This window comes from Francisella salina, from assembly GCF_000219045.1.
GTDB classification, from domain to species: Bacteria; Pseudomonadota; Gammaproteobacteria; order Francisellales; family Francisellaceae; genus Francisella; species Francisella salimarina.
On sequence record NC_015696.1, the window covers coordinates 812,894 to 839,173 of the forward strand.

Here is a 26,280-nt window from a genome sequence, read left to right on the forward strand (position 1 = left end):
GTACGGTCTCTAAAGAGTGCTTTTTGCTATTGAATGTGTTAGAATATCGGCTATATGTTTTATCTTTGTAATAAGCGATAAGTAATGTCTATACCTACTAAAGAATCATCATCTATAAATATAGAGAAAGAACTTAAACAATCATATCTTGATTATGCAATGAGTGTGATCGTTGGTCGTGCCTTGCCAGATGTGAGAGATGGTTTGAAGCCAGTTCACCGCCGAGTGCTTTTTGCAATGAATGAGTTGTCTAATTATTACAATAGACCATATAAGAAGTCTGCTAGGGTTGTCGGTGATGTGATAGGTAAGTATCATCCACATGGTGATACTGCGGTATACGATACTATCGTTAGAATGGCTCAGCCATTTTCTCTACGTTATACGTTGGTAGATGGGCAAGGTAACTTTGGTTCTGTAGATGGCGATTCTCCTGCAGCTATGCGTTATACTGAGATTAGAATGCAGAAGCTGACGCATGAGCTTTTGATTGATATAGAAAAAGAAACTGTAGATTTTTCTCCAAACTATGATAATACAGAATTGGTTCCTGATGTTTTACCGACTAGAGTTCCAAATCTTTTAGTCAATGGGTCATCAGGTATTGCTGTGGGTATGGCGACAAATATTCCTCCGCACAATATGACAGAGGTTATTAATGGTACTATAGCTTTGATTGATGATTCAAAATTAACTATAGAGGATTTGATTCAATATATTCCTGCACCAGATTTTCCTACTGGGTCTTACATAAATGGTACTGATGGTATCTTGGAGGCGTATAAGACTGGTCGTGGGCGCGTTATTATGCGTGCCAAAGCTTATATTCATGAAGATGAAGCTTCTGGTAAGTCTCAGATTGTGGTTACAGAAATACCATATCAGGTTAACAAAGCCAAACTAGTTGAAAAAATAGCGGAACTTGTAAAAGATAAAAAGGTAACAGGTATATCTGAATTAAGAGATGAATCGGATAAAGATGGTATTAGGGTTGTTATTGACCTTAAGAGAGATGAGTCTCCAGAAGTTGTTTTAAATACTTTATATGCTCAAACTCAGCTACAGTGTAGTTTTGGTATAAATATGGTGGCACTAAGCGACAATAGACCTAAGTTACTTAATCTTAAGGAAATATTAGAGCAGTTCATTAAACACAGAAAAGAAGTTGTTACAAGAAGAACAATTTTTGAGTTAAGAAAATCAAAGGAACGTGCGCATATATTAGAAGGCTTATTGCTTTCGTTGGCTAATATTGATGAGATGATTGAGCTTATTAAGGCTTCTCCAAGTCCTGCCGATGCAAAAGAGTCAATGCTTGCTAGATCATGGAATGGTTCTATGGTTAAGAGTATGCTTGAGGGAGTTGATGTTAAGATGTATCGTAAAGAAACATTAGCATCTTACTATGGCATTCAAGTTGATAGCTCTTACAATCTTACAGAAGAGCAGGCTGAGGCAATACTTGCTTTAAGATTGCATAGATTAACAGGTTTAGAACAGGATAAAATTACTAACGAGTTTAAAGAACTTATTGAAAGAATTAAGTATCTAATAGGTATCTTGAGTGATGTGAATGAGCTGATTCGTGTTGTGAAAGAGGAGCTTGTTGAAATCAGAGATAACTACGGTGATACAAGGAAGTCTGAGATTATAGAATCAAGACTTGATCTTACAAGAGAAGATCTTATAGCAGAAGAAGACATGGTTGTGACTTTGTCAATGGATGGTTATGTTAAAACTCAACCGCTTAGTATGTATAATGCTCAAAAACGTGGTGGTGTTGGTAAGTCTGCAACTAAGACTAAAGAAGAAGATAGTATCTTTAAATTAATGCTTGCTTCGACTCATGACACAATGCTTTGTTTCTCTAGTTTGGGCCGAGTGTACTGGTCAAAAGTATATGATTTCCCTGTAGCAAGTAGAATTTCTAAAGGTCGACCTATTAATAATATTTTACCACTTGATAAGAATGAAAGAATAACCGCTTTAATGCCAATTTCTGAGTTTACAGAAGGTTGGTATGTGTTTATGTCAACTAAGCTTGGTAGGGTTAAAAAAGTTGATTTATCAGAGTTTGCGAGACCTCGCTCTACAGGTAAGATAGCAATTGGATTAAATGACGGTGATGAACTGTCATATGTTGCTCTTACAGACGGTTCTAAGGAAATTATGATGTTCTCAGATGCGGGTAAGGCAATTCGTTTTGGTGAGTCAGATGTTAGAGCTATGGGGCGCTCGGCTGCTGGTGTAACTGGTATGCGTTTACATGCTGATCAAAAAATAGTCTCTATGATCGTAACGAATCCTGATGAAGGCGTTGTCTTGGCAGCAACTGAGAATGGTTATGGTAAACGTACTGCAGTATCAGAATATCGTAGAACTAAAAGAGCTAGTCAAGGTGTAATAGCTATATCAACCTCTGATAGAAATGGTAAAGTTGTTGTTGCTGTTTTGGTTGGTAATGATGAAGATATAGTCATGATTACCGATAATGGAACTCTGGTTAGGACTTCATCTGATCAAGTTAGAGAATGTGGCCGTTCTGCTCAGGGTGTTAGACTTATTAATCTTAGGAATAATGAAAGGCTTATAAGTCTAAAAGTAGTCAAAAAAGATGATGAAGTTGATAGTGATAATGTAGAAATTTCTGAAGCAACAGAGCAGAGTGAATAAATTAATATGCTAAAGAAAAAGGTAACTATACTGGGTGCTACAGGTTCAATAGGAGATAGTACATTAGCTGTAATTAGAGAGAGTAATGACTTTGAGGTTTATGCGTTATCAGCTTTTAGTAATGTAGAAAAGTTGGCGAGATTATGTGAAGAATTTTCACCAAAATTTGCTGTAGTTTCGGATTTACCTAAAAAGCAACAATTACAAGCCCTGATATCTGATGTTACTATTTTGGTTGGTGAAAGTGCTTTAGAGGAAGTTTCAAGTGCGGTAGAAGTCGATTTGGTGATGTCTGCTATAGTCGGCATAGCAGGTCTTAAGCCTACCTTTGCTGCAGCTAGAGCAGGCAAGAAAATTTTGCTTGCAAATAAGGAGTCTCTTGTAACAGCTGGACATCTTTTAATTGAAGAAGTTGAGAAAAATAATGCTCAGCTTATACCTGTGGATAGTGAGCATAATGCTATATTTCAATGTATTGACAACTCGGATAAGAAATATACTAAAGAAATTAGTGAAATAGTTTTGACAGCATCTGGTGGGCCTTTTAGGGATAAAGAATTAAGCGATTTGATTGATATCACACCTGCTCAGGCTTGTGCTCATCCTAATTGGGAAATGGGAAGAAAAATTTCTGTTGATTGCTCAACTATGGTAAATAAAGCACTAGAAGTTATCGAGGCATATTGGCTTTTTTCTGTTTCAGCTGATAGAATAAGCGTTCTGATTCATCCTCAAAGTGTAATCCACTCTATGGTTAGATATGTGGATGGTAGTTATATAGCGCAATTAGGTGTACCAGATATGAGAACACCTATAGCAAACGCAATGTATTACCCAGTTAGAGGGTCGATTAATGTTGATAGATTGGATTTTACAAAATATGAGCTTACTTTTAGGGAAGCCTGTTTTGACAGATTCGAGGCTTTGAAAATAGTTTTTGATAATTTAAAGAATGAAAATTATTCAGCAAATATTGTTTTTAACGCTGCAAATGAAGTTTTGGTGGCAGCGTTTTTAAACGAAAGAATTAAGTATTTAGATATAATAGAAGTAAATAAAAAAGTAACAAAAGAGTTGATTTTTGAGAATCCAACAAATATAGAAGAAGTTTTTGAAATAGATAGAAAGACTCGAGAATATGTGGATTCTGTTTTGGGGTAAATTGAGTGTTTTTTTTGAGAAAGAAGTTTGTATTAGCCTCTCTTCTTATGGGTATTGCATTAAATAGCTGGGCAGATAATGACAGTTTTATATTAGACAATGTTTCCATAAAAGGTTTGGAAGGTTTACAGAGTGATGTGGTAAAGAGCCGAATTGGCTATAAGAAAGGTAGTTATATCACTCCAGAAGATACAAACCAAATTATTAATAATCTTTACGGTACAGGATTTTTTAATAGTGTTGATCTATATCGTAAGGGTAGTAACCTCTTTATTAATGTTAAAGAGAGACCAATTATTGCTGGTTTTAATTTCACAGGAAATAAAAAACTTAAAAAAGAAGATCTGGAAAAGGTCTTTACTGATGCGGGTATATATGTTGGTAATGTATATAACCCGAATACGATGTTTTTGCTTAAGCAGTCACTACTAAATCAATACTCTATGATGGGCCTATATGGTGCAGAGGTTGATGAAAATATTAGAAAACTCCCTAATAATAGGATTGATATAAACATTACCTTTAAAGAAGGGAAGCCTGCAACTATTGATTCTATAAATTTTGTAGGTAATAAAAACTTTGATGATTCAGAATTAGATAGTAGTATGGCCTTCGAAGTTCCATCTATATGGAATTTGTGGGGCTTTTTGTCGTCGTTTGATAGTTACTCTCCTGAAGGTATGAATCAATCTGTTCAAGGGGTAACTAATTATTATCTTGATAGAGGTTATCTTGATTTTAAAGTTACATCTAAGCAAGCATCAATGTCTAAGGATCGAGAGCATTCATATATCACTCTTGATGTCGCAGAAGGTGATGTATATAAGGTTGGTGACGTATCTTTGACCGGAAAATTTATTTTACCAAAGTCTGAGTTAGAATCTTTGATAAAAATAAAGCGAGGCGAGGTTTTTTCTAAAAGTAAGCTTGTTGATACGGTTGAGAGTATAAAAACCTTGTTGGGAAGTAAAGGTTATGCATTCGCTACAGTTAACCCTATTCCGACAATTGATAAGAAGAAGCGTATAGTTTCTTTCAAGTTTGTTGTAGATGCCGGTAAAAAAGTATACGTAAATAGAGTTAATTTCTTTGGTAATAATGTTACTAATGATTATGTTTTTCGTAGACAGTTGCAGTACTATGAGCAAAGCCAGTATAATAAAGAAGCCATAGATAAGTCTCAAAGAAGGCTTGATCAGCTTCCATACGTCGCAGGTGCAGATATGGAGCTTGTGCCTGTAGAGGGCTCTGATGACTTGGTTGATGTCAACTATAATATCAAAGAGAGAAATGCGAACTCAGTTAGTGGAAGCTTAGGTTTCTCGGACTTATATGGTTTCATGATTGGTGGTAGGCTTAATATGCCTAACGTTTTTGGTACCGGCAATACCTTTAACCTTAATGCGCAGTTATCGATTCCATTCCAACAATTAGATATAAGTTATATTGATCCTTATTTTACTACTTCTGGAGTTAGTCAGAGTATTTCAGCTTATATTAATAGATCAAACTTTGCAAAAACTAATGCGGTTGCGGCATATCGATTAGATACTATCGGTGCAAGACTAATGTATGGTGTGCCAATATCAACATTTAGTAACGTTTCAGCGGGTATAACATTTGCAAATAATACTGTTAACCAATCTAATGGGTTTACTTCATCAATTGTACAATGGTTTATACAGCAACAAGGTGGGAGAAATAGCTTTAATGAGCCTGCTTTAACTGCTGGTTGGAGTTTTGATAATTCTAATAAATATATGTTCGCTACAGATGGTGGCTCATTCGATATTAATGGCTCAGTCAATATACCAGTTATTAGTAATATTGAAGCTTATAAGATTGAAGTTGGAGGTAAGTATAATATAGCTATACCAAATACAGATATGTCTGCTCTAACTATCAGGGGTGGTGTGCAGTATGGTGGTGGATATGGTGGTACTGATAACTTACCTTTTTATGAGAACTTCTACGGAGGTGGTTGGGGAAGTGTTCGTGGTTTCCTACAAGGTTCTTTAGGTCCGCGTGATATAAATTTACAAAATGGTCAAATAGGTAACTCAATTGGTGGTAACCTTAATATCTACAATAACTATGACTTACTTTTTCCAGTACCATTTATCAAAGATAGCTCAAAAATGCGAATAGGTGCATTTGTTGACATAGGTAACACTTATACTACTTATGATCTGAAAGGGGTTGTAGCACCTCAGCCAAAACAAGAGACTACTCCATCATTTACTAACCTTAAATATTCTGTGGGTGTTGAGTTTAGATGGGCTTCGCCAATGGGGCCTTTGGCAGTATCAATAGCACAGCCATTTAATGTTCAGCCTGGAGATGTTACGCAAGTTTTCCAGTTCTCACTTGGTCAAAACTTCTAAAAAAAATAATTAATCTAGAAAATATTTATCGAAATCTAATACCAAAACGATTTAACAAGGTCTATAATATTGTGTTAGAATCTGTTATTGAATATATAATAAAAATTAAGGGAGATCTTAAAATGAAAAAAATTGTATTATCGTTGTGCATTTTGGCTAGTGCTGTGACGGGAGTATATGCAGATACTAAGATAGCGGTAGTTAACCCTGTAGAGATCTTCAATGATTCTGATTTGGGATCAGTTAGCGTAAAGAAAATGGAAAATGACTTAAAGCCAGAGGCAGCAAAGCTTAAGCAAGAGCAAAATGATATTATGCAACAAATGAGAACGCTTCAAGAAAATTCAGCTACTATGACAAAAGCTGAGCTGGAGAAGAAGCAGCAGCAGATTCAACAAGAGCAACAGAGCTTTGCTCAAAAAGCTCAAGTTCTTCAGCAAAAAGAGTATGCTGCAAAAGATAAGTTATCTAAGAAATTCCAAGCATCTTTTGATAGTGCGGTAGCAACAGTTGCTAAACAAAAGGGTTATAATATTGTTATGACAACTCAGGCGCTAGCTTATGTAAATAATGTTGATGATATATCAAACCAAGTAATTGAAATTATGAATAAGAACTCTTAATTGTTTGGGGAGTTTTGGAATGTATTCTTTAGATTTTTTGGCCTCGAAACTAGATGGTGAAGTTAAGGGTGACAAGAGTATTGAAATAAATAGGATAGCTACTTTAGAGAAAGCAGGTGTCGGAGATATTTCTTTTTGCACGAATCCTAAGTATTTGAAGGCGCTATCAGAGACTAAAGCTTCTGCTGTGCTAATTACAGAGGAAGCCTTAGAGTTTTGTAATACAAATGCAGTTGTTTTATCAAACCCATATATGGCATTGGCTAAAGTTATGGAGTTGTTTGATAAGTCACCAAAGCCAGATGGTAAAATACATAGTAAAGCTGTAATAGCCTCAAGTGCTGTTATAGGTGAAAATGTTACTATTGGAGCAAACTCTGTTGTCGGTGAAAACGTTACTATTGGAGATAATACTTTTATTGGTGCATGCACCACTATTGATGAAGGTACTAAAATAGGTAGTGATACTTTTATAAAGAGTAATGTTTCTATTGCTCATGATGTTCAAATTGGTGCTAACTGTATAATACACCAAAATGCAGTGATTGGGTGTGATGGGTTTGGTAATGCCAGAGATGATGATGGTAGTTGGACTAAGATTCCTCAGTTAGGAAGAGTTGTAATAGAGGATGATGTTGAGATTGGCTCAGGGACTACGGTTGATAGGGGAGCTATCGACGATACCATTATTAAAAAAGGTGCTCGTATTGATAATTTGGTACAGATAGCCCATAATGTAGTTATTGGTCGAAATACTGCCTTGGCAGGTGTCACAGCAGTAGCTGGGAGTACTACTATTGGTGATAATTGTTTGATAGGTGGACAATCTGCTATAACAGGTCATATAAGTATATGTGACAATGCAGTTATTGGCGGAGCATCTAACATAGGCAAATCGATTACTCAACCTGGAATGTATTATGCTGCATTTGAAGCTAAGCCAAGGATTCAATGGGGACGATTCGTAGCGAGATTATCTAAAATCGACAGTTTGATTAAAAAAGTAAAACAATTAGAAGATAAGTTAAATAAGTAAGGATTATTCATGAGCCAGTTTGATGAAAAAAATAAACAAATAGATGTAATGGGGATTAGAAAAATTTTACCTCATAGGTATCCTTTTGCTCTTTTAGATAAGATTGTTGATTGGAGTATTGAAGATAGAACTATTGTGGCCCATAAAAATGTAACGATAAATGAAGATTTTTTTAATGGTCACTTCCCGGAGTTTCCAGTCATGCCTGGTGTTTTAATTGTAGAAGCTATGGCTCAGGCAACTGCTATACTTGGTGAATTGATGGCTGAGACACTGTTTGCTCATGTTGTTGCTAAAGCTGGTGGTGGAAGAAGAACGTTTATGCTGGCGGGTATTGATAAGGTTAGAGTCAAAAGACCAGTCGTTCCTGGAGATGTTTTGGTTATCGAGTCACGTATGGTTAAGCAGAAAAATATTATCTGCACGGCGGAGTCTGTAGCTAAAGTTGATGGGCAAGTCGTTTGTTCAGCTGAGTTAATGGCAGCATATAAGGATTATTGATTGTGATACATAGTTTGGCAGTAGTACATGAAAGCGCCAAAATAGCCGAAAGTGCTATAATAGGACCATTCTGTGTTATTGGAGAGAATGCCGTTGTAGGTGAAGGTACAGAGCTTAAGAGTCATGTTACTGTTGGAGATAATACAGTAATAGGCAAGAATAACCGTATTTTCCAGTATGCATCAATAGGTGATGATCCTATTGATTATACTTATAAACTGGGTGACTTTTCTCAAGTTATTATTGGGGATAACAATATCATTAGAGAGTGTGTTACTATACATGGTGGCACATCAAAAGAGACAGGTATTACAACAGTTGGAAATAATAACCTCATTATGTGCTATGTTCATATAGGTCATGATTGCAAAGTTGGAAATAATATTAGTCTTGTAAATGGAGTTGGTCTTGCAGGTCATGTCCATGTCGATGATTTTGCTATTTTGAGCTCAAATGTTGGTATTCATCAGTTTTGCAGAGTTGGTAAACATGCGTTTATAGCTCATGCTGCTCTTGTTGGAAAAGATGTTCCACCATACTTAATGGTAACAGCTGTAACAGCAGGTGCAACCCCTTGTGGAATAAATACAGAAGGTCTGAAACGAAGAGGGTTTACTCCAGAGCACTTAAAGAAAATAAAAGAAGTTTATAAAGTGCTGTATAGAAAGGGCTTGATGATCAAAGAGGCGTTTGAAGTCATTAAAGAAATGGCAGATGAAGAGCCTGTGCTAGAACCATTCGTTGATGTGATAAGTACTTCACGTAGAGGCATACTAAGATAATGAGAATAGGTATTGTAGCAGGAGAGCTCTCAGGAGATCAGCTGGGTGCAACTCTTGTCGAAGCTCTGAGAAAAAAATATCCTGATGCTATAATAGAAGGCATTGGTGGCCCTAAAATGGAAAGTCAAGGGTTTAAGAGCTTATATCCTATGGATGCCTTGTCTCTAATTGGTTTTTTTGAGATTATTTCAAAAGGTCTTAATATACTAGGTATTCGTAAAAAGATAATTAATCACTTTAAACATAATAAGCCTGATATATTTATTGGTATAGATGCACCTGACTTTAACCTAACCGTAGAAAGAAAGCTAAGGTCTGCTGGTATCAAGACTATACACTATGTTAGTCCTAAAATATGGGTGTGGAGAGAGTATCGTATCAAAAAAATCAGAAAAGCGACTGATAAGATTTTAGCAATTTTACCTTTTGAAGTGGAATACTACAAAAATAGACATGATTTTGAAGCTATATATGTAGGGCATCCGCTTGCTAAAAATATACCAATCAAGATTGATAGAGCGAAGTATAGAGAGCATCTTGGTCTTGAAAATGTAGGATTGCCAATACTATCTGTATTACCAGGTAGTAGAACTACTGAAGTAACTAGGCTGTTACCATTATTTTTGGAAGCATTGCAAAAGTTACAGGAATCTGGATATAAATTCAAAGCTATTATGCCATTAGCTAAACCGTCACTTAGATCAATATTTGCTGAGTATGATACACAAATTAGAGACTTGGAAATTGAGGTTTTTGAAACAAACTCTCACGAAGTGTTAAAAGCTTCGGATTTGAGTTTATTGGCATCTGGTACAGCAACCTTAGAGGCTATGTTGTGTAAGTTACCTATGGTAGTTGGTTATAAGTTGTCTAAACTTTCAGCATTTATCGGTAGAATTCTTATACGTGGTCATAGTTATTGGGCTTTTCCAAATATTTTGCATAAAAGTGAAATAATAAAAGAACTAATTCAAGAAGATTGTACTGCAGATAATCTTTTTTATGAATTGAAAAGACTGTTTGATGATAAGCAAAGAAATGATTATATAGTTCAAGAGTTTGAAAAAATTCATGAAGATATGATTGTCGACACCGAAGAAAAGATCATAGAAGTATTGGATACAATGATAGAAAAATCTTAATTTTTATAATCTTTAAATATATAATACATGAGTATGAAAACACCAAAGGTACTAAATAAATGACATTGATATTGGCTTTAGTTTTAATTTTAGTGGTCTTAATCATAATTGATTTATTCCGTAAAAGTTTGAGAGTTAGACAAAAAGATATTCTAGCAAATATTGAACATGCAAATAGTCAAGAGCTGATAAGTCAAGCTAAAAGTTCACCAAGCAATGCACGCGTCGAGGATGTTCAGCGTGAGTATCCTTTATTGAGGGATGGTTTTTTATTAATCTATTTTGAAGGAACTCAATCTATACAGGTAAAAGATTTAGCAACATTTTTGAAGTATTATGGTATTAAATTTACAGAAGAGAAGGTCTTTCAAAAGATAAACTATAAAGATGTTATTTTTAGTGTTTTGCCTGATAATGAAGGTCAAGAATTTTTGGCTAGTAATGAAGGTGAGGTAAATGGGATAGTGGCAGTAATGAACTATAGAAAGCTTGCCAATATAGGATATGATGTTAAAACCTGCTATGAACTCATGCTTGATATTTTGGAAGCTTTAGGTAAATCATTTAATGGTACACTAATGAATGAGCATAAAGTTAGACTTACAAAAAAAGATAAGCAAAGTTATTTGGCAGCTATATTGTAGATAGGCATATCTAATTTTAAAGAGTTTGTTCCATTTTATTATTTTCTTGTACTTTTTGATTCCTAAAAAATAGTCAATCAAATAGAGTTTAGTCTGCTTAACAGCAAAAAGTATTTCTGTAGATATGAGTTTTATTTTTTTAAATTTGTATGGGGACTATATCTTGATAAATTTTATAGTTTGGTGGGCCCAGTAGGACTCGAACCTACGACCTACGGATTATGAGTCCGGCGCTCTAACCAACTGAGCTATAGGCCCAAAACTATAGTCAAGATTATATTTTAAATATGGTGTTTAGTCAATAGAAATTTTGCTTAAGTTTATTGTTATTTATATATTTTTGATGATGTTCCTACGATAAGAGGGTCTGGTGCAATTGCTACCTCAGGATCTTTGTTATCATAATCAATACTATTTAGTATATATCTAATAGCATTTATTCTTGCTCTTTTCTTATCATCAGACTTCACAATTACCCAGGGCGCATAAGGCTTGTCTGTATATATAAACATCCTTTCTTTAGCTTCTGTATAGTCATCCCACTTATCTAAGGATGCTTTATCAATAGGGCTAAGTTTCCATTGTTTAAGAGGATGATTTTCTCTAGCTGCAAATCTATCTTTTTGTTCTTGTTGGCTTACAGAGAACCAAAACTTAATGATTATGGTACCGCTATCAACTAACATTTTTTCAAGTTGAGGAGCCTGCTCCAGAAATAAAAAATATTCTCTCTCGGTACAGAATCCCATAACTCGTTCAACACCAGCTCTATTATACCAAGATCTATCAAACAGTATTATATCGCCACCAGATGGTAGATGTTCGATATATCTTTGGAAATACCATTGATTTCTTTCTCTTTCAGAGGGTTTTTCTAAGGCTATTACTTTAGCTCCACGAGGATTTAAGTGTTCCATAACTCTTTTTATTGTTCCACCTTTACCAGCAGCATCTCGTCCCTCAAAAATTATTAGAACTTTTTTATTATTTTCTTTAACCCATTTTTGAAACTTTAATAATTCTATTTGTAAATGATGTTTTTGCTTTTCATATACTTTACGAGGGATTTTATGTTTGTATGGAAATATATTCTCGACAAAGAGCTTTTGACGCTCCTCTTGGCTTAATACTTTCATGTGTAGATTAACTAATATTTACCATAGATAATATATTACCATAAGGGATAGCTATTCGCTAAAGAGATTAGTTTTTTACTGGTTTAATATTAAGTTTGAGGCTAAATAATATATAAAAAATAGAGAAAATTAGTATTATTGATATAAAAGGAGTTGGAGTTTTTATAGGATATATTAGCACTGCTAGGAATGTGGAAATTGATGCAAGCATTGTAAATATAAAAGTAAATGATTTGATAAGCTTATTTGTACTTATATGCTCAGTTCTTGATAGGTAAATATATTTTATTGGTACAAATGAAAATATCGAAAGAATGACTATTACAATCTCGTTAACCCAGTATGGAGATTGAAAACATAGCATGTACATGACTATTACATTCCAGTAGCTAGGAAAACCAACAAAAAAGTGGTCATCAGTTTTGGCATTAGTTTGGCAGAACTGATATGAAGATGAAATCGTTATCATTACTACTACTGGAATTAACCATTCCTGAGAGACTATCCCTGAGACATATATCCAAATGCATGGGACTATGGAGTATGTTGTAAAATCTATAATATTATCAAGTAAAGCACCGTCTAGAGGGGCTAATTTTTTTATATCTACCAATCTGGCCAAGCTACCATCAATAGAATCAATAAAAATAGCCATGATTATGCTAAACATTGATAGCTTAATGTAATAGTGGTGAAGATCTACTTGGTTAATCACACTGGCTTTAGCAGCTTCTATGGAGAAAATGATAGCGAGTATGCCAAATACTGCACCTAATGAAGTGAATAGGTGTACTAGCCAAGCATAAATTTTTTGTATTATTTGCATTGTTGTTATTTTTTTAAATTTACTATGAAATAAATAATTACGGAATTGTAACAAAAATAGTTAATAGTTTCTATGAATAACTAGTTCAATAAGTTTTTCTAACTTTTGTGTAGAAAGTTGTCTTTCATTTAATTGAGTAAGTAGTTTTTTGATTTCACTCTTATTGCGACTTAAGTGATCACCTGCTTTATCAAGACCCATTAGAGATACGTAGGTGGATTTATTTGCGTTAATATCTTTCGCACTAGTTTTACCAAGTTCTTTTGTCGATTTTGTAACATCTAAAATATCATCTTTGATTTGAAAACATAAGCCAATTAAGTCAGAAAGTCTTGTCAAAATGATTTCTATCTCTTTGCTATTATTCTCGGAAATGATGTAGGGTATTATTACGCTAGCTCTAAACATTTTCGCAGTTTTGTTTATATGCAGTTTTTGTAAATCTTTTAATTCTAGACTTTGGTTTTCGCCGTCTATATCTAATTGTTGGCCACCAACCATACCTTCTAGACCACAGCATTTTGCAAAAAATATATTTATTTTCTTTAGCTTGTCAATGTTCGATACTTCAATATTGTTTAGAATTTCAAAACCTAATGACTGTAATGCATCTCCAGCTAATATCGCTGTTGCTTCATTAAATTGTATATGACACGTGGGCTTGCCTCTTCGTAAAGTATCGTTATCCATTGCTGGAAGATCATCATGTATAAGTGAGTAAGTATGTATGCACTCTATAGCAAATGCAACTTTATGACAGTTCTGAAGACTTATATCCAATGCTTCACCTAGAGCATATACAAATTGTGCGCGTATTCTTTTACCACCGCTGAAAAAACTATATTTCATCGCTTCTTTGAGTCTTTCGGAAGGCGAGTTAATTTCAGAAAATATCTTTTCTGAAAAAATATTGAAGCTTTCTAGTGTAGGAGTGGTACTCATAAGAACTTCACTATATTGTTGTATTGCTTTTCTAGAACATCACTGTGAGCTTCAAATGTTTTTAGAGAGCCCTGAGACATTTGTTGCGAATATTCTTTATTATCTAGTAACTTAACTATACTCTCAGCAAGTTCTGTATGGGTTTTTACTCGTATTAGTGCTCTATTGCGAATTAATTCTTTTGATATCTGACTAAAGTTGTAGAGACTTGTGCCACTTATAATTGGTTTTGTTAGGGCTGCAGGTTCTAATAGATTGTGTCCACCGTTGTCTATCAAAGAACCGCCTACAAAAGTGATGTTAGAAATGTAGTATAGATGAAGTAACTCTCCCATAGTATCACCTAAATATATCTGAGTATGGTTAAAGATTTCATTGGTAGATGACGATCTTTTTTGGTAAGAGAATCCTTCATTTGCAATGAGTTTCTCTACTTTTTGAAAACGTTCTTTATGTCTTGGTACTATTATTAATAGGCAGTTTGGGTAAGTGATTAACACTTCCTTATGAGCGGCAAGTATTATCTCTTCTTCTCCTTGGTGAGTACTACCTGCAATCCATACTGGTCTACTATTTATGCTTTGTTTGATGCTAAGCATCTTATCTTCTAAATTTTCAGGGGTGATAAGATTATATTTTAAATTGCCAGTTACTGTGATTTTTTCTTTATCAACACCTAATGAGCAAAATCTTTTTGCATCTTTTTCAGTCTGAGCGTTTATTTGACTTATGTTTTTAAATAGGAAATGTTTTCCAAATGGTATTTTGGTGTAGTTTCTAATCGATCTTCTTGATAGTCTTGCGTTTGTTATAACTACGGGAACATTTTCTGCAAAACATTTATTTAAAATATTTGGCCAAATTTCAGTTTCAATTATCAAGAAAGCCTTAGGATTAACTTTCACAAAGAAGCTGTTTATGAATGGTATTGTGTCATATGGGATGTACATATGGTATACATTATCGTATTTGCTGTACAAATTTTTAACAACATCACTACCTGTAGGTGTTGTAGTAGTAATAACAAAATTTTCATTTGGAAAGTTTTTTAAGAGCTCTTTCACTAGAGGTTCTGCTGAAACAGTTTCGCCTACTGATACTGAATGAATCCAAATTGAACTCTTTAGTCGAAGTTTTGTTTGAGCAAATCTTTCTCCCCATCTTTGCCTATAGCTACTATTTTTGAGGCTTCTTTTGAGTTTTTTGAGATATATGAAAGGTACATATATAATGAATAGGCTAGAGTATATATGAGCAAGAGAAACGTATAATATTCTTTTTAAATGTTCCACACTTCGACCCAAAAGCTTACTTGTTTAGTAAAAATTATCAAACTAATTAAGCTATTTTAGCATATATGATAAGAAATTATATCATCAAGGATGAAAAAACATTAAGGCCTCATATTTTGCTAATAATTTTATCAAGCGCTATAGCTCTATGACTTATTTTGTTTTTCTCACTATTTGATAGTTGTGCTAAAGTTTTTTGTAATTCAGGTAAAGAGAATACCGGATCATATCCAAAACCATGTTCACCTAAGCAAGTGTGTGCGATCTCGCCATCTAAGAAGCCATATTCTAGTACTGGGGTAGGATCTTTTTCATTTCTGACATAAGCCAAGGCGCATACAAACCGAGCTGTACGATTATCTTTATCTTTTAGATTGGTCAGTAACTTTTGTATATTAGCATCATCATTGCCATGCTCCCCAGCGTATCTTGCAGAGTAAATACCAGGGTCGCCTGCTAATGAAAATACTTCAAGCCCAGAATCATCTGCTATTGCAGGCAATCCAGTGTGTCTTGAACAGTGTCTTGCTTTAATGATTGCATTTTCTATAAAGCTAAGCCCTGTCTCTTCAGCATCACTAATATTGAATTCTGTTTGAGGGATTATTTGAATGTTTATTTTTTTAAAAATATCTGTAAATTCTCTAATCTTTCCTTTATTGCTTGATGCTAGAACTATTTCTCTCATTTTTGAATGTTTTTTAAGGTTTAAGTCTGTGTATATATTAGCAATAATTATCCGAAATGTTATAGTTATATAAATTAAAGAATGTATATAGAGTATATTTATGAAAGTTTGTTTTGTTGGTGGTGGTAATATGGCTGCTGCAATGATCGCGGGAATGGTTAATCATGGCTATGATGGTCAGAATATTATCGTTTTTGATAGAAATGAAGATAAAAGAGAAAATTTAGTTAGTCGATATGGGATACTGTCTTCGGACTCTTTACTAGAGTCAATTGCTATAGCTGATATTATTATTTTAGCTGTAAAGCCACAAGGTATGATTAGTCTAATCAGGGATATTAGAGATCATACTAGAGATGATCAGACAATAGTTACGGTAGCAGCAGGCATCAAAGCTAATGATTATGAGAGAATGTTTGCTAAGAATATTTCTTTCGCAAGGACTATTCCCAATACGCCTAGTAGCTTAGGCTACGGTGCTACTGGAATATTTTTTAATAAAAATATTAGTGATGATAATAAGTCAGAAGTTATTAATATTATGAAGACAATGGGAGAGGTCGCTGTAGTTAAAAAAGAGGATGAAATTGATGTTATTGCAGCTATAGCAAGTTCTGGTCCAGCATATTATTTTCAATTTATGGAGCATATGGTCAATGCTGCTGCTAAAAGAGGACTGGATAAACAACAAGCTGAGAAGCTTGTTGCTCAAACGTGTCTTGGTGCTGCGCAGATGGTCTTGAAAAGTGACGAGGATATGGCTACTTTAAGAAAAAATGTAACATCTAAAAAAGGTATAACTTTTGAAGCTTTATCTACTTTTGAAAGACTTGATCTTGGTGGAACTGTTGATAAGGCAATACAAGTAAATATCAATAGAGCAGAAGAACTTTCCCAAGAGTTTAGTTCACAAATTTCTTGAACACTCATATTAGTTTTAGGGTAATATTTCTCATAATTTATAAGTTTAAATAAATATTTATTTTATGTACCTTATGCTATATACTTTAGCTGATAAATGTTTTTTTAGAATCTTATAACGAATAAAGGTGAATATATGAGGCTATTATTGGCTGAAGATGATCTTAACTTAGGTGAGGGCTTACTCGAAGCGCTGCAAAAAGAAGGTCTTATTGTTAATTTGGTTTCTGATGGCGAAGCTGCACAGACTTTCGTTGAATCAGGATTGTATGATATTGTGGTTCTTGATATAGGTATGCCAATTAAAACAGGTTTGGAAGTTCTTAGGAATGTTAGGAATAAAGGTATTAAAGTGCCAATTATTCTTTTAACAGCTAGAGATGGTTTGGAGGATAGAATCAAAGGCTTAGATTTAGGCGCGGATGATTATCTTACTAAACCTTTTGAGCTTAAAGAATTGGTAGCAAGAATTAAAGCTATTTCTCGTAGAATAGACACAAGATCTGGCAAAAGTACTAAAGAAGAAATCAAGTTTGGCGACTATAGCTTTAACCCTAGCTCTGAGACAGTAACTAAAGATGGTGTTATTATTCCAGTTTCAAAAAAAGAATTAGCGCTTTTGGCTATTTTGGTGCAAAATGCTGGCCGTGTTGTACCAAAAACTCAGCTTCTGGAAGAAGTGTATTCTACTGATAAAGAAATGGACACTAATACTCTAGAAGTACACATGCACAATCTAAGAAAGAAAATAAATATTCCAAACTTTATTCAAACTATTAGAGGCGTTGGTTATTTTGTTCAAAAGGATAAAATAGTTAAGTGATTTCATGGAACTATTGAACTATATCCTAAGTCTAGGTTTTACTTTTTGGCTACTGTTTTTAACTATAGCAAGTGGTCTGATTTATTTGATGGACCTACTTTTTTTTCAAAGGCCAAGATTAAAGCCTTATGCTAAGGAATTAAAGGGTCTATCTAAGAAACAGAAGCGTCAGTTCTATAAGGACAGTGGCCTTAAGGCTCCTTTGATAGCAGATCAAGCAAGATCCTTGTTTAGTGTATTCTTGGTGGTTTTTTTGCTTAGAACATTTCTAATAGGGAACTTTCTTATCCCTACAGCATCTATGACACCAACACTACCTGTTGGAGATTTTATATTTGTTAATAAAGCTGCTTATGGTATTCGAGCACCTTTTACTAATGAAACTCTGATAAAAACAGGTGAGCCTAAAAGAGGCGACATTTTAGTGTTTCACTTTCCAGTTAATCCAAGTGTGGATTTTGTCAAAAGAGTCGTTGGTGTACCTGGAGATGTGATTTCTTACAAGAATAAGATGTTGACGATTAATGGTAAAAAACTTGAGTACACAAATTGTGATAAAGATGCTATTAATTATTACAATCAATCATTAGCTAATGGCAGTGGTGATACAATTTGTACTGAAAATCTTGATGGTGTTAAGCATCAAGTTGATTGGATTGAATCCGTAAAAGGTACTGATTTTGAAAATCTTAAAGTACCTGCTGGACATTATTTCGTAATGGGAGATAACAGAGATAATAGTGAAGATAGTCGTTATTGGGGTTTTGTTTCTGAGAAGGATCTTGTAGGTAAAGCAAAGATTGTATGGATGAGCTGGGATAAGGTTGATAAAAAAGTTCGTTGGAGTGAAATTGGTAAGGTCTTTTAAATAAATGATTCCTGAATATTCTCGATTATATAAAATTCTTGGTTATAACTTCAAAAATTATACTCTCTTGGTCAGAGCATTAACTCATCGTAGTAAAACAAAGAAAAACTATGAAAGATTAGAGTTTTTGGGAGATTCTATTTTGGGATTTGTAATTGCCGAAGCGTTGTATTTAGAGTTTCCAGATTTAGCAGAGGGCAAGCTCTCACAAATTAGGTCTAAGCTAGTTAAAGGAGTAACTTTAGCAAATTTAGCTCTAAATTTTAAGTTGGATGAATATGTTATCTTAGGTGCTAGTGAACAAGGTGGACATAAGCGAGAAAAAATATTAGAAGATGTATTTGAAGCTATTATTGGGGCAATTTATTTAGATAGTGATTTTGCTACTGTTAAAAAGGTTATACTAAACTGGTATAAGCCAGTTATATCAACTCTTAATTTGGATGATGTAAGAGTCAAAGATGGTAAGTCTAAGTTACAAGAAATCCTATTGCAAAATGGTTTAAGTCTTCCTGAGTATAGTATTGAAACTATCGACGGTAAAGACCATGAACAAGAGTTTACAGTGAAAGCATTGTCTAATGATTTAAATATTGAAGTTAGTGCAAAAGGCACATCGCGAAAAAAAGCTGAGCAGAAAGCTGCTGAGAAGATGATACAAATACTATCACAACAAGGCTTACATGAAAAAAAATAGATTAAATCTCAATGGTGTGATTGTCATAAATAAGACTCAAGGTCTTAGTTCAAATAAAGTTTTACAGCAATTAAAGTATATATTTAATGCTCAAAAAGCAGGTCATACAGGAACCTTAGATCCTATGGCAACAGGAGTTCTGCCTATATGCTTTGGTAGAGCCACTAAAATAGCACAATACCTTTTAGACTCTGATAAGGAATATATTGCAACTATTAAGCTAGGTGTTGAAACAGATAGTGGAGATGCTGAGGGTGAAATAGTGGCAAGAAATGCTAATATTCCAGAATTGTCGGCAGAGTACCTAGAAACAGTTTTGAGAGATTTTCGGGGGAACATAGTTCAAATCCCTCCAATGTATTCAGCTTTGAAGTATAATGGACAACCTCTCTATAAGCTAGCTAGAGAGGGTAAAACCGTTGAGGTTAAGCCGCGTAATATCTGTATATATGAGTTAGAGTTACTGGAGTTTAATACAGATTCATTAGAAATAAGAGTTAAATGTTCAAAGGGCACATATATTCGTAGTCTAGCTATAGATATTGGAAAAGTTTTAGGCTGTGGTGGACATTTGTCCGCTCTGCAAAGAACCCAAAGCGGACCTTTTGGAATTGAGGCTGCTCATAACTTAGATAACTTAAAAGATTTAAGTTTTGAACAAAAACTTGCTAGTATAGCTAGTGTAGAGAGTGTATTTATTGACAAGCCAATATACTCTTTAGTAGAAGAAGAAAAAGGTGATTTATACAAAAGAGGACTCTTCGCTGACAAACCTCATCTTGATGGAACGGTCAGGATATATGATGATGAGAAGTTTGTTGCTATAGCAGAGTTTGATAAAGGTAAGTTAATAAGTAAAAAATTTTTTGACCAGGATATATTCATAAGTGAGTAAATATAATATACATAATGATCCTAATAGGGATGTCGAAGCACAAAAGTACGAGAATCCAATTCCAAGTAGAGAAGTGATTCTAAAATATATAAAAGATACTAATATTCCTGTTAGTATAGAAAACATCGCAAATGCTTTAGAAATTTTTAAAAAAAATCTTTTTGATGGTCTTGTAAATCGTTTAGGTGCAATGGTTAGAGATGGACAGTTAGAAAAAGACAAATCATACTATAATCTACCAGAAATGACGCCAATATATATAACATCTAAAGTAACAGCTGATAGAGACTCCCGTTTAGAGTTATTTAGCCATACTTTAAATACTAAGGTTGGAGTTGTATCTCATCAGACAAAAATGGTAATGGCTGGTGATGAAGTAACAGCTAAAGTTCTTGGACTTAATAAACGTGGTCGAATAGATGCAGAAATTAAAACAATAGTTTCAAGATCACAAAAAACCATCACTGGATACTACTATAAGAGTTTTGATTGTGATTTTATTAAGCCGATAAGTAAGAGTATGACAAGTGATATAGTGCTATTACCACCGAGGCAGAAAATAGAACACAATTCTCTAATTGAGGCCGAGATTGTTGTTTATCCTAGTATAAATAGTGCAGCTGTAGCTAAGTTTAAGCAAGAGGTCGAAGCAGTATCTCCAGTTAAAGAAGCAATGATGATGGCGACACAGAAGTATGACTTAATAGAACAGTGGAGCAAAAAGGTTTTGCGCTATTTAGATAATATTTCTGATGATGTGATTGTTGGTAATAGAGTTGATTTGCGTAATGAAAATTTTGTAACTATCGATGGTGAAGATGCCAAAGATTTTGATGATGCTGTTTATGCACACAAGACTAAAAGTGGTAGCTGGAAACTATATGTTGCGATTGCAGATGTGTCAAACTATGTTGAGAAAGATTCAGGCCTAGATTTGGATGCTAAGCGTCGCTCAACTTCTGTTTATTTTCCTGGATATGTTATTCCGATGTTACCAGAGAAGTTATCAAATGGATTATGTTCGTTAAAACCTAATGAGGATAGATATTCTCTAGTTTGTGAGATGAACATATCTAAAACTGGTAAGCTTTCTAGATACAAGTTCTATTCTGCAGTAATAAACTCAATGGCGCGCTTAACTTATACAGAGGTTGCAAAACTTTTAGAGAAGAAACAAAATTCTATAGTTGATAAAACTCCTGAGTTGATACCAAATCTATTTGATTTATATGAGTTGTATAAAGTGCTACATGGAGCTAGGCAAGAGCGAGGTGCTATAGACTTTGATACCGTTGAAACACAAATAATATTAAATGAGCATAATCATATTGAGTCAATAGTACCAAGACATCGTAATGATGCGCATAGATTAATAGAAGAGTGTATGCTTGTGGCAAACGTTGCAGCAGCTAAATTCACCATTAAGCATAAAAAAACATCGCCATTTAGAGTTCATAGTGAGCCTAAAGAAGATAGGATGGAGACTCTTAAGAAGTATCTTGCTAAGCATGGTATACATCTTGCATATGGTAAAAATGGCAAAGTTACACCAAAGGCTTTGGCAGAAATGTTAGATAGCATAAAGGATCGTCCTGATTATGATGATATTCAGATGATGACTTTGCGTAGCATGAATCAAGCGGTGTATAGTATAAATAATGATGGACACTTTGGATTGGCATATAGTGAATATACTCATTTTACATCGCCAATTCGAAGATATCCTGACTTAGTAGTACACAGAATAATTAAATCAATTATTGGCGAATATGAGCATGGTGGTGCTGATTATAAGTCTTCTGAATTAGCAAATATTTGTGAGAATGCTTCTAATCAAGAACGAAATGCAGATGGTGCATCAAAGCAAGTTGAGAGCTGGTTGAAATGCTATTTTATGCAAGACTATATTGGTAATGTTTTGGAGGCTCAAGTTAAGCATGTTAATGGCTTAGGTCTATTTGCTGAGCTAAAAGATATGTATATAGAAGGTTTGATACACGTTTCTGCTATTCCAGGGGATTATTATATTTATGATGAAGCTAAAGATATATTGATTGGTAAGAGAACTCATAAAGTTTATAAGATAGGTCAAGATATTACTGTAAGAGTTGTCAGAGCAGATTTAGAAAGAATCCACATAGATTTTGAATTATATGATCCACGTAAGCCAAATTTAGATAAAAATAATGATAAGCCGTATCCCAAGAAGTCAAAAAAACCGAATAAGGCTAAGAAAAAAAGAGCTAGACGTAGAAAAAAAGCAAAAACAAAAGCGGTTCAATAAATTTATTCTATGAATATTTAATCTAAACAGTTTTCTTTGGTTCTTTAAATCCCCATACTATTCTAAATTTTCTCAATACACAAAGAATTATGTATGTAATATCAATTTGCCATGCTTTGAGATTATTTCTAACAGAGTAAGCAAATTTATGGTGATTGTTGTGCCATCCTTCACCAAATGTAATTAGTGCTATGAACCAATTATTACGACTATTATCTGAAGTTTCATAATCTTTTTCGCCAAAAATATGACAGATTGAATTAACACTAAATGTAGTGTGATATAACAATACTGTACTTAAGATACCGCCCCAGAATACAAATGCTAAACCGGATGTTTCGAGGTTAGGGAAGAAGTGGTTAACTAGGCTACCTACAACAAAGAGACCTACTAAGTATAAAGCAAATGAAATATGGTCATACTTATCTAGCCAAACTAGTTCAGGATATTCTATCCAGTCTTTGGTAAACTTGGGATCAACATGATCACTTCTAGATTCAAAAACCCAGCCAACATGCGACTGGAAGATACCGTTTTTAGGTGAGTGTAGATCTGTGTCTTTATCAGAATGAATATGATGATATCTATGATGACCTGACCACCAAAGAGGTTCTTTTTGAGATGCCCAAGTACCAACCAATGCTAAAATAAATTGAAATACTCTAGAAGTCTGAAAAGCCTTGTGTGCAAAGTAGCGATGGTACCCAGCGGTCAAAGCAAATGTTCTAGCTGAAAATGTAACAAGAAATACAACTAAGGCAGTAATATTATAATTTACAAAAAATATTGCTAGGCAAGCAATATGCATAATAGCAAAAGCTATTATAGTAAGTTTATTAGATTGTGTTTCCATGGTTTCTCCGGTTCTAAATCATCTTTTTAGCAATTTTAAAGTAAAGTTTGTAAGGTAAAGTTGCAATAAGTTTTAGAATTATCGTGAATTTTTTTGTAAAGTGAACCTCAAATTTATTTGACTCTAAACCTTTGATGATACTGATAGCAGCTTCTTCTGGCTGAAGTAGAGCTGGCATTTTAAAATTATTCTTGTCAGTAAGCTTAGTTTTAACAAAGCTTGGATTTATCAGACGGATATCAAGCTCAGGATTTTCTGCTTTTAGGCTCTCCACTAAATTTATAACACCAGCCTTAGTAGCAGCATAAGGTTGTGATCTAGGTAAACCGATATAGCCAGCAACACTAGCTGTAATAGCTAGCTGACATTTATGGTTTTTTTTGAGATATGGTAGAGTAAATCTTATTAGGTAAAAAACAGCAGTTAGGTTAGTTTGGATCGTTTTATTAAGATTTGAAATGGCAATGTCAGCAATTAATGAAGGCTCATAGAATGCTGGCAAATATATAATATAATCAGGATTATAGCTAAGAGCTATATCACTTCCTTTTTTGAAGCTCTCAAAATCTGCCACATCAAGATCAACAGTATGAGCAGTATTTTTTAGACTTGCAGATATACTTTGTAGTTTGTCTAGTGAACGAGCTGATATTATAAAATTAGCTTTTATTGAATTATCAAGTTTCTTAAGTAATGCATTACCAATACCATCTGTTGCGCCAATTAACCATATAGTTTTACCTGCAAATTTTTGCATAGTTATTCTCCAGATTTTTCTTTATGCATAAATAGCGTTAATGAACCAACTGTTAGTCCAAATTTTTTGAATGTATTTTTATTTATAAGTACACCATCGTTCATTAAGTACATCCAGTCATCGAAACTAATTTTGTATTTTTTGTCGCCAACTGGGATGTTCATTTGATACTGCCAGTTCATAGCGTTGCCTTCAACATAGATTTTAGCAGTACCAATTACGTCGCCTGTTGTACCTTCGTAGTAGTTATCAGAAATTTTCTTAATCGTCCAAATACGGTGATCTTTCTGGCCGTCATAGTAGACCATGTGCTCATCAAATGTGCCGACATCACCATTCCAGCTAGCAGTTCCAGAGAAGTCAAACTGCTTAGTGACTTTTCCTTTATAGTCTTGAATAATCCCTGTGCCAACAATTTTACCTTGTAAATACTGTTGTAGGTCAAGCTTTGGACCGTCTCCTTTGTAACTTGATATATCAGCTGAGCATCCAAATAATCCTAATGCCATAATAATTACTCCTATTCTAGATATTAATTTTTTCATAAGCCCCTCAATTGTCTTGATAATTTTTGATATGATGAGTTATCGCTAAGCCATATTTCAAAAAAATATTTTGAAAGATCTTTGTCTGGTATTTGACCAATTAGACCATTATCTGAATATATATATCCTTTACCATCCTTATCCATATAACCGTACAGGTTTGTACCATTTTGGACGTTGGGAATTAAATGATCAAAGGTATCTCTATATTTTTGGTAATTTGCCTTAACTTGTTGTGGATGTTGGTATGATATTTCTTTAACAGTATGTTTAGAGATAGTTTTCCCATCCATATTTCTAAGGTAATGAATTTTTAGTAAAAATGGTTTATCCCAATTAAAACTTCCATCTTGAGTGTAAAGTTCAGCATCATAAATATCAAAAAACCATTTAGAAAAATGAATTTTACCAACTTGTTGTACTTGTTGAGATTTTACTTGCTGCAAAGTTAATTCTTCAGCGTAAGTGAATAAAGGAAAACTAATAATGATAAATATTAGTAGTCTTTTAAGCATGGACAATCTCCAACTGTACAACATCAATACGCCCATGAGTAAATGCAGCACTACAAGAGTTTAAGTAGAAACGCCACATTCTCTGAAAACGCTTGTCAAAACCTAGTTTTATTAGCTCAGGCTCTACATTTACGAAATTTCTGTCCCATTCATCAAGTGTTTTAGCATAATCTTTTGCAAAAGATTCAGTACCTACACATTTAAGCCCAACCTTATCCAGTTCCAGATTAATTTGTCCCATAGATGGTAAGAAACCACCAGGAAAAATAAAGGTTCTAATCATATCAGTACCTTTAGCATAATCCGCAAAAAGCGCATCATCAATGACAATGGCTTGAATAACAATCTTACCATCTTCTTTAAGTAGTGATTTAAGTTTAGAAAAATATGTATTCCAATATTCTCTACCCACTGCCTCGATCATCTCGATTGAAACGATATAGTCATATTTACCAGTTTGGATACGGTAATCTTCAATAACTATATCAGCTTTTTTCCCAGCTAGTCGCTTCGTAGCATAGTCATGTTGTTCTGTCGATAGTGTGATGCCTTTGAGTGTGTAGTCACTACTATTTAGAGCTGTTTCAGCAAATCCACCCCATCCACAGCCAATTTCAATGATTGAGCCATTTTTTTTATCAAATTTATCAATTATGTTTTTGTATTTATTGATTTGAGCCTGCTCTAATGTTTCATTTTGATTTTTGTACATCGCAGATGAATAAGTCATGGTTTTGTCTAACCACAAACTATAAAAGTCATTACCTAAGTCGTAATGATCGTAGATGTTTTTCTTACTCTGTTTGATGCTATTGCGTTTAGTAAGGTAGCCAAGTTTTTGTAATAATTTAAAAAGAAAATTTGGCTTCATGTATTGACCAAATGCTTCTTCATTAACTAAGCCTAGTAGAATCAGAGACTTAAGATCGGAGGTTTCCCAGTAGCCGTCTCTATAGTCAGCAGCAAATCCAATATCTGATTTTAATTGTAAGTTTACTACTGTGCGCCAATCTTTTAGTTTTAGATCGGCTGTTGGACCTTGTTTTTCGCCTTTTGTATAAATAGTTTCGTTTTCTGGAGTTGTTAAATATAGCTCACCACATTCTAATTTGTTAAGTGATTCTAATAAATTTTTTCTAACGGTTTTTTCAAACATTTCAAAAGGCAAGAGTTAATTATTCTATGCGTAAATATTAGCAAATAAATATTGAGGTAATATTGCTGGAATATTAAATTTTGTTAATAAATTTATAAGTAAGCTTTATATTTCTGATATGGGTATAATATTGTCG

The 26,280-nt window shown here is 34.0% G+C and carries 25 protein-coding genes and 1 tRNA gene; 15 read left to right on the forward strand and 11 right to left on the reverse strand.

Features of this window, described 5'->3' with window-relative positions; translation table 11 throughout:
- Positions 1-84: 84 nt before the first annotated feature.
- From gyrA to F7308_RS03980, 9 genes are all read left to right on the forward strand, one after another.
- Positions 85-2,673, forward strand: a complete 2,589-nt coding sequence (gene gyrA, locus F7308_RS03940; protein WP_013922557.1) for a DNA gyrase subunit A — start codon at positions 85-87, stop codon at positions 2,671-2,673.
- Positions 2,674-2,679: 6 nt separating this feature from the next.
- Positions 2,680-3,834: a 1-deoxy-D-xylulose-5-phosphate reductoisomerase gene (gene dxr / locus F7308_RS03945; RefSeq protein ID WP_013922558.1), complete on the forward strand. Its 1,155-nt coding sequence runs from the start codon at positions 2,680-2,682 to the stop codon at positions 3,832-3,834.
- A 5-nt stretch (positions 3,835-3,839) separates the two neighbouring features.
- The gene (bamA, locus tag F7308_RS03950) at positions 3,840-6,218 is read left to right on the forward strand and encodes an outer membrane protein assembly factor BamA (RefSeq protein WP_013922559.1); all 2,379 of its coding nucleotides are present in this window, start codon (positions 3,840-3,842) and stop codon (positions 6,216-6,218) included.
- Positions 6,219-6,340: 122 nt separating this feature from the next.
- Positions 6,341-6,841, forward strand: coding sequence for an OmpH family outer membrane protein (locus tag F7308_RS03955; RefSeq protein ID WP_013922560.1), 501 nt, complete (start codon positions 6,341-6,343; stop codon positions 6,839-6,841).
- Between the two features lie 19 nt (positions 6,842-6,860).
- Positions 6,861-7,877, forward strand: a complete 1,017-nt coding sequence (lpxD, locus tag F7308_RS03960) for a UDP-3-O-(3-hydroxymyristoyl)glucosamine N-acyltransferase (RefSeq protein WP_013922561.1) — start codon at positions 6,861-6,863, stop codon at positions 7,875-7,877.
- 9 nt (positions 7,878-7,886) lie between these two features.
- Positions 7,887-8,378: a 3-hydroxyacyl-ACP dehydratase FabZ gene (fabZ, locus tag F7308_RS03965; RefSeq protein ID WP_013922562.1), complete on the forward strand. Its 492-nt coding sequence runs from the start codon at positions 7,887-7,889 to the stop codon at positions 8,376-8,378.
- A gap of 2 nt (positions 8,379-8,380) precedes the next feature.
- Complete coding sequence (lpxA, locus tag F7308_RS03970) at positions 8,381-9,160, forward strand: acyl-ACP--UDP-N-acetylglucosamine O-acyltransferase (RefSeq protein WP_013922563.1); 780 nt, start codon at positions 8,381-8,383, stop codon at positions 9,158-9,160.
- The gene (lpxB, locus tag F7308_RS03975) at positions 9,160-10,302 is read left to right on the forward strand and encodes a lipid-A-disaccharide synthase (protein WP_013922564.1); all 1,143 of its coding nucleotides are present in this window, start codon (positions 9,160-9,162) and stop codon (positions 10,300-10,302) included. The genes lpxA and lpxB overlap by 1 nt, the downstream gene beginning before the upstream one ends.
- A 59-nt stretch (positions 10,303-10,361) precedes the next feature.
- On the forward strand, positions 10,362-10,946 hold the full coding sequence (locus tag F7308_RS03980; RefSeq protein ID WP_013922565.1) for a cell division protein ZipA C-terminal FtsZ-binding domain-containing protein: 585 nt from the start codon (positions 10,362-10,364) through the stop codon (positions 10,944-10,946).
- A gap of 181 nt (positions 10,947-11,127) precedes the next feature.
- Here F7308_RS03980 and F7308_RS03985 read toward each other — a convergent pair.
- From F7308_RS03985 to rdgB, 6 genes are all read right to left on the reverse strand, one after another.
- Positions 11,128-11,204, reverse strand: a tRNA-Ile gene (locus tag F7308_RS03985).
- Between the two features lie 68 nt (positions 11,205-11,272).
- Entirely contained in the window at positions 11,273-12,082 is an 810-nt protein-coding gene (ppk2, locus tag F7308_RS03990) for a polyphosphate kinase 2 (protein ID WP_004287226.1), read from the reverse strand.
- 67 nt (positions 12,083-12,149) lie between these two features.
- Complete coding sequence (locus tag F7308_RS03995) at positions 12,150-12,908, reverse strand: CDP-alcohol phosphatidyltransferase family protein (RefSeq protein ID WP_013922566.1); 759 nt, start codon at positions 12,906-12,908, stop codon at positions 12,150-12,152.
- Positions 12,909-12,968: 60 nt separating this feature from the next.
- Positions 12,969-13,850, reverse strand: a complete 882-nt coding sequence (locus tag F7308_RS04000) for a polyprenyl synthetase family protein (protein WP_013922567.1) — start codon at positions 13,848-13,850, stop codon at positions 12,969-12,971.
- Positions 13,847-15,142, reverse strand: coding sequence for a lipid IV(A) 3-deoxy-D-manno-octulosonic acid transferase (gene waaA, locus F7308_RS04005; RefSeq protein ID WP_013922568.1), 1,296 nt, complete (start codon positions 15,140-15,142; stop codon positions 13,847-13,849). Before waaA ends, F7308_RS04000 begins: the two co-directional genes overlap by 4 nt.
- A gap of 109 nt (positions 15,143-15,251) precedes the next feature.
- Positions 15,252-15,830, reverse strand: a complete 579-nt coding sequence (gene rdgB / locus F7308_RS04010; RefSeq protein ID WP_013922569.1) for an RdgB/HAM1 family non-canonical purine NTP pyrophosphatase — start codon at positions 15,828-15,830, stop codon at positions 15,252-15,254.
- A gap of 100 nt (positions 15,831-15,930) precedes the next feature.
- Here rdgB and proC point away from each other — a divergent pair, with 100 nt between their 5' ends.
- From proC to rnr, 6 genes are all read left to right on the forward strand, one after another.
- Positions 15,931-16,752 (forward strand): pyrroline-5-carboxylate reductase, encoded by an 822-nt coding sequence (gene proC, locus F7308_RS04015; protein ID WP_013922570.1) that lies wholly within the window; start codon positions 15,931-15,933, stop codon positions 16,750-16,752.
- A gap of 135 nt (positions 16,753-16,887) precedes the next feature.
- Positions 16,888-17,574 carry a response regulator QseB gene (qseB, locus tag F7308_RS04020; protein ID WP_013922571.1) on the forward strand — a complete coding sequence of 229 codons (687 nt, stop codon included), beginning with the start codon at positions 16,888-16,890 and terminating at the stop codon, positions 17,572-17,574.
- 4 nt (positions 17,575-17,578) lie between these two features.
- A complete protein-coding gene (lepB, locus tag F7308_RS04025; RefSeq protein ID WP_013922572.1) occupies positions 17,579-18,442 on the forward strand; it encodes a signal peptidase I in 864 nt (287 codons plus the stop codon).
- A gap of 4 nt (positions 18,443-18,446) precedes the next feature.
- Positions 18,447-19,139 (forward strand): ribonuclease III, encoded by a 693-nt coding sequence (gene rnc, locus F7308_RS04030; RefSeq protein ID WP_013922573.1) that lies wholly within the window; start codon positions 18,447-18,449, stop codon positions 19,137-19,139.
- The gene (truB, locus tag F7308_RS04035; RefSeq protein ID WP_013922574.1) at positions 19,126-20,034 is read left to right on the forward strand and encodes a tRNA pseudouridine(55) synthase TruB; all 909 of its coding nucleotides are present in this window, start codon (positions 19,126-19,128) and stop codon (positions 20,032-20,034) included. Before rnc ends, truB begins: the two co-directional genes overlap by 14 nt.
- Complete coding sequence (gene rnr / locus F7308_RS04040) at positions 20,027-22,318, forward strand: ribonuclease R (RefSeq protein ID WP_013922575.1); 2,292 nt, start codon at positions 20,027-20,029, stop codon at positions 22,316-22,318. Before truB ends, rnr begins: the two co-directional genes overlap by 8 nt.
- 22 nt (positions 22,319-22,340) lie before the next feature.
- Here rnr and F7308_RS04045 read toward each other — a convergent pair whose 3' ends face one another.
- Genes F7308_RS04045 through F7308_RS04065 form a run of 5 tightly spaced genes read right to left on the reverse strand, consistent with a single transcriptional unit; the run spans position 22,341 to position 26,144 of the window.
- Positions 22,341-23,171, reverse strand: a complete 831-nt coding sequence (locus F7308_RS04045) for an acyl-CoA desaturase (RefSeq protein WP_013922576.1) — start codon at positions 23,169-23,171, stop codon at positions 22,341-22,343.
- Positions 23,172-23,184: 13 nt separating this feature from the next.
- Positions 23,185-23,928, reverse strand: a complete 744-nt coding sequence (locus F7308_RS04050; protein WP_013922577.1) for an SDR family NAD(P)-dependent oxidoreductase — start codon at positions 23,926-23,928, stop codon at positions 23,185-23,187.
- Positions 23,929-23,930: 2 nt separating this feature from the next.
- Entirely contained in the window at positions 23,931-24,473 is a 543-nt protein-coding gene (locus F7308_RS04055; RefSeq protein ID WP_041263665.1) for a DUF3833 domain-containing protein, read from the reverse strand.
- Positions 24,470-24,988, reverse strand: coding sequence for a chalcone isomerase family protein (locus F7308_RS04060; RefSeq protein ID WP_013922579.1), 519 nt, complete (start codon positions 24,986-24,988; stop codon positions 24,470-24,472). Before F7308_RS04060 ends, F7308_RS04055 begins: the two co-directional genes overlap by 4 nt.
- Positions 24,981-26,144 carry an SAM-dependent methyltransferase gene (locus F7308_RS04065; protein ID WP_013922580.1) on the reverse strand — a complete coding sequence of 388 codons (1,164 nt, stop codon included), beginning with the start codon at positions 26,142-26,144 and terminating at the stop codon, positions 24,981-24,983. The genes F7308_RS04060 and F7308_RS04065 overlap by 8 nt, the downstream gene beginning before the upstream one ends.
- Positions 26,145-26,280 lie beyond the last annotated feature (136 nt).

Excerpts from the sequence above, each read along its gene's own strand:
- gyrA (WP_013922557.1), top strand. The coding sequence starts at position 85 with ATGTCTATACCTACTAAAGAATCATCATCTATAAATATAGAGAAAGAA.
- dxr (WP_013922558.1), top strand. The coding sequence starts at position 2,680 with ATGCTAAAGAAAAAGGTAACTATACTGGGTGCTACAGGTTCAATAGGA.
- F7308_RS03955 (WP_013922560.1), top strand. The coding sequence starts at position 6,341 with ATGAAAAAAATTGTATTATCGTTGTGCATTTTGGCTAGTGCTGTGACG.
- lpxD (WP_013922561.1), top strand. The coding sequence starts at position 6,861 with ATGTATTCTTTAGATTTTTTGGCCTCGAAACTAGATGGTGAAGTTAAG.
- fabZ (WP_013922562.1), top strand. The coding sequence starts at position 7,887 with ATGAGCCAGTTTGATGAAAAAAATAAACAAATAGATGTAATGGGGATT.
- lpxB (WP_013922564.1), top strand. The coding sequence starts at position 9,160 with ATGAGAATAGGTATTGTAGCAGGAGAGCTCTCAGGAGATCAGCTGGGT.
- F7308_RS03980 (WP_013922565.1), top strand. The coding sequence starts at position 10,362 with ATGACATTGATATTGGCTTTAGTTTTAATTTTAGTGGTCTTAATCATA.
- ppk2 (WP_004287226.1), bottom strand. The coding sequence starts at position 12,082 with ATGAAAGTATTAAGCCAAGAGGAGCGTCAAAAGCTCTTTGTCGAGAAT.
- F7308_RS03995 (WP_013922566.1), bottom strand. The coding sequence starts at position 12,908 with ATGCAAATAATACAAAAAATTTATGCTTGGCTAGTACACCTATTCACT.
- F7308_RS04000 (WP_013922567.1), bottom strand. The coding sequence starts at position 13,850 with ATGAGTACCACTCCTACACTAGAAAGCTTCAATATTTTTTCAGAAAAG.
- rdgB (WP_013922569.1), bottom strand. The coding sequence starts at position 15,830 with ATGAGAGAAATAGTTCTAGCATCAAGCAATAAAGGAAAGATTAGAGAA.
- proC (WP_013922570.1), top strand. The coding sequence starts at position 15,931 with ATGAAAGTTTGTTTTGTTGGTGGTGGTAATATGGCTGCTGCAATGATC.
- qseB (WP_013922571.1), top strand. The coding sequence starts at position 16,888 with ATGAGGCTATTATTGGCTGAAGATGATCTTAACTTAGGTGAGGGCTTA.
- lepB (WP_013922572.1), top strand. The coding sequence starts at position 17,579 with ATGGAACTATTGAACTATATCCTAAGTCTAGGTTTTACTTTTTGGCTA.
- rnc (WP_013922573.1), top strand. The coding sequence starts at position 18,447 with ATGATTCCTGAATATTCTCGATTATATAAAATTCTTGGTTATAACTTC.
- truB (WP_013922574.1), top strand. The coding sequence starts at position 19,126 with ATGAAAAAAAATAGATTAAATCTCAATGGTGTGATTGTCATAAATAAG.
- F7308_RS04045 (WP_013922576.1), bottom strand. The coding sequence starts at position 23,171 with ATGGAAACACAATCTAATAAACTTACTATAATAGCTTTTGCTATTATG.
- F7308_RS04050 (WP_013922577.1), bottom strand. The coding sequence starts at position 23,928 with ATGCAAAAATTTGCAGGTAAAACTATATGGTTAATTGGCGCAACAGAT.
- F7308_RS04055 (WP_041263665.1), bottom strand. The coding sequence starts at position 24,473 with ATGAAAAAATTAATATCTAGAATAGGAGTAATTATTATGGCATTAGGA.
- F7308_RS04060 (WP_013922579.1), bottom strand. The coding sequence starts at position 24,988 with ATGCTTAAAAGACTACTAATATTTATCATTATTAGTTTTCCTTTATTC.
- F7308_RS04065 (WP_013922580.1), bottom strand. The coding sequence starts at position 26,144 with ATGTTTGAAAAAACCGTTAGAAAAAATTTATTAGAATCACTTAACAAA.